This is a genomic window from Campylobacter sp. BCW_4338, from assembly GCF_001763255.1.
Lineage (GTDB): Bacteria > Campylobacterota > Campylobacteria > Campylobacterales > Campylobacteraceae > Campylobacter_D > Campylobacter_D jejuni.
This window is the reverse complement of the sequence record NZ_MJYJ01000054.1, coordinates 1-2,644: the sequence shown is the minus strand read 5'-3', so window position 1 is coordinate 2,644 and position 2,644 is coordinate 1. Positions and strand designations below refer to the sequence as shown.

The following is a 2,644-nucleotide window of genomic DNA, read 5'->3' as shown; positions in this document are numbered from 1 at the left end:
TCCACCTTTTAAAAGTGAGTATTTTAGTGCTTGTGTAGTGCATGATTTTTTATGTGAAAAAGCAAAATCAAGAAAAGATTACAAACTTGCTGATCTTGTTTTAAAAGAAGCAATGCAAGCTTTAGAAATAAATAAATTTAAGATTTTTGTTTTTTATTGCTCTTGTAATTTATTTCATCAGATCAAATGTTTAATAAAGGGGATAAGATGAGCGTGGATTTAAGAGAAATTGCCATAAAAACAGAAGAAATCAATAAAGATTTTAGTGAAGCTTTAGAAATTTTAAAAGAACTTTTTAAAAATGGAGTAAAACCAAGCGATGAAAGTATTAAAAATGCTATAAATGAAGTTTTAACAAGTTTTAACTTTATAAAACAAAGTGAATTAAAAGAAAAACTAGAAGCTTTACTAGAAGAGCTTGACATCAATGCAAATATCAATGAAGAGAGTTTAAAAGAAGTTGTATTAAAAGTTGTTTTAGAAAATCAAGAAAGTTTAAAAGGTGATAAAGGAGATCCTTTTACTTATGAAGATTTTACAGAAGAACAGCTTGAAAATTTAAAAGGGCAAGATGGAGCTAAAGGAGCTGATGGTAAAAGTGCTTATGAACTTTGGCTTGAAAATGAAGAAAACACGGGAAAAAGTCAAGATGAATTTTTAGAAAGTTTAAAGGCTCAAACACCAACAAAAGAAGAAATTAAACCTATTATAGAAGAGATGCTCGAAGATATGAAATTAAATTTAGGCATTAATGGAATAAAAGTATCTAATTCTATTCCCACTCCAAAAACAAAAGCTAATGTTAATGATTTAATTATAACTTATAATGAAAATGTAAAACAACTTTGGCTTTGTGTGGCAAGTGATGATAAATACACAAGTTGGATTAATTTGCTTGGAAATGAAAATATTACAGCACAAGAGTTGATTATTATTAGTTTTGATACAAATTTAAATAGTGGTCAATATGGCGGATGTTTAAGTGATTTGCGTTTTGGTTTTGAAAATTCTTTAGCAAGCACTACGCAAATTATAAAAGGACTTAATGAAGGCAGTTTTTTAATCACTAAAGATGGAATGGGTTTAAAATCTAAAAATTATACTGAAGTTAGCGTTCTTTCAAAACCAAGTAAAAATCAAATAGAAGGAAATATCAAAACGAGCGGAATTTATAATGATCCTGCTTGGCATAATATTACCAATGCTTTAAAAAAATATGATGGCAATGCAAATGAATGCTGTCTTTGGGCTTCTAATATAAAAAATAGTGTAAGTATAGAGCTTTTTACAAATGAAATTCCTATGAGTCTTTTTTATAGGCAAGCTGGATATTATGGAAATGTCAATCTTTCAAATATAAAAATGCAAAAAGCCCTTAGAGTTCAAAATGAAATTATAGTCGAGAGAAGCTTTATAGGAATAAAAAAAGAAATTGATAAAACTACCTATGGTGATAATGCTTTTTTATTTGAATTTGAAGAAGAAAAATGAGTTTAAATCTAAAAATAAAATACAAAAAATAAAAAGAAAGGAATTATAATGAAAATAACAATTAATAGAAGATACATAGGTAAAACTTGTGTTATTGGTAAATTTAAGGTTTTAGATGATGAAGAAAAAATTCTTTTTGAATGCTTTTCTTTGGAAGAAGACAAAGAAGGTTTAGAGAGTGGCAAAGATTTAAGAATACCTGAAGGAAATTATAATTTAAAAAGACATCCGGGAAGTCGGTTTGAAGCGACTTTAAGAAAGATTACAGGGAACGATAAGGACACTATGTTAAATGTTTATAATGATTTAGTGCCTTATGAAAGACACATTTTAATACACTGGGGAAACACTGACAAAGATACTGAAGGTTGTATTTTGCTAGGACTTACCAAAGATAACAATAACGAAAGCATAGGACAAAGCAGACAAGCTTGTAAAGAATTTTATGATTTGGTGTATGGTAAAAATCTTGAAGACATTAAATTAGAAATAACAAATGAGTTAGCATAGAAAGGAGATAAAAGTTTAAGTAGGTTAAAGTTTACACCCCGCTTTTGCGGGGCAAGGCTAATAAGCCTTGACTATAATTACACAAAGTAGTATAATTATAATTATAAACTTCTGGTATGACATTTATATCACCACCTTTCGCGGGTGGAATTTAGCCATAGGGGGTCAGACCTACGGCTAACCCTTAGGGGTATTATACAAAAACCTTACTTAAACTTCTAAAACAAATATGATAAATCTTTTATTTGGAAATGCAAAGCTTTATATAGCCTTAGCTTTAATGGCAATCTTAACAGGATATTTTTATCTAAGACTTGATAGCACAAAGGTAAAATTAGAAAAAAGTCAAAATGATTTAGCCTTAGCTTTAGAGATTAATAAAAACAACGAAGCAAGGCTAAAAGAACTTACGCAAATTCATAAAGCAGAATTAAAAGCAATCAATGAAGCAAACAATCAAAAAAACGAAGTTAAAGAAAGGATAGAATATGTTAAAGAATACATTTATAAAAGCAATGAAAATAATATTACCAAGCTTTTTAACAATGTCGTTGATAGGTTGTGGGATGCAAACTCAACAAGTAGTAACCAAAATAGAAATTCAAAAAGTAAGAATTCCGCAAGAACTACTAACATTAAGCCC

General features: G+C 28.7%; 4 protein-coding genes. All 4 read left to right on the top strand.

Annotated features, from left to right (window positions below; all coding sequences use genetic code 11):
- The coding region (locus AJN69_RS05855) for a DUF1353 domain-containing protein (RefSeq protein WP_148122947.1) at positions 1 to 211 on the top strand (211 nt) is incomplete at its 5' end.
- Positions 208 to 1,491: a hypothetical protein gene (locus AJN69_RS05850; RefSeq protein WP_057981351.1), complete on the top strand. Its 1,284-nt coding sequence runs from the start codon at positions 208 to 210 to the stop codon at positions 1,489 to 1,491. The genes AJN69_RS05855 and AJN69_RS05850, both read left to right, overlap by 4 nt.
- 48 nt (positions 1,492 to 1,539) lie before the next feature.
- Positions 1,540 to 2,001 carry a DUF5675 family protein gene (locus tag AJN69_RS05845; protein WP_070287705.1) on the top strand — a complete coding sequence of 154 codons (462 nt, stop codon included), beginning with the start codon at positions 1,540 to 1,542 and terminating at the stop codon, positions 1,999 to 2,001.
- 229 nt (positions 2,002 to 2,230) lie between these two features.
- Positions 2,231 to 2,644, top strand: a 414-nt coding sequence (locus AJN69_RS10095) for a hypothetical protein (protein ID WP_070290174.1), incomplete at its 3' end; no start/stop codon positions are given.